The sequence below is a fragment of the Streptococcus suis genome (assembly GCF_002960445.1).
Classification (GTDB): Bacteria; Bacillota; Bacilli; order Lactobacillales; family Streptococcaceae; genus Streptococcus; species Streptococcus hyiners.
Genome location: NZ_POJD01000072.1, coordinates 1 through 346 on the forward strand (window position 1 = coordinate 1; position 346 = coordinate 346).

Here is a 346-nt window from a genome sequence, read left to right on the forward strand (position 1 = left end):
TGTCTTTTTTGATGTCATGCTCAATCATTCTAGCAGTGCTTATATTGAAGATGCGATGCAGTTTGACTTTGAGGTAGCTCGACTCACGATTAACAATATTCCTTATCACGATAAGTTTGATAAAAGTAAGGTTTACCTAGGATTAAAAACACTGAAAGGTTTGCCTAAAGATTTAGCTTTATGGATATTGGATCATCGTCCCTATAAGTCTGTAGAAGATTTTATTTTGCGCTTGCCAGATAATTTCAAGAAAAAGGATTTACTAATCCCTCTTATTCAGATTGGTTTATTTGATGATTTTGACGCCAATCGAAAAAAGATTATTGAAAATCTAGACAATCTCTTT

Annotated in this window: 1 pseudogene; it reads left to right on the forward strand. The window is 32.9% G+C overall.

Annotated features, from left to right (window positions below):
* A pseudogene (dnaE, locus tag C1G53_RS01335) lies at positions 1 to 346 on the forward strand (DNA polymerase III subunit alpha); the annotation flags it as partial.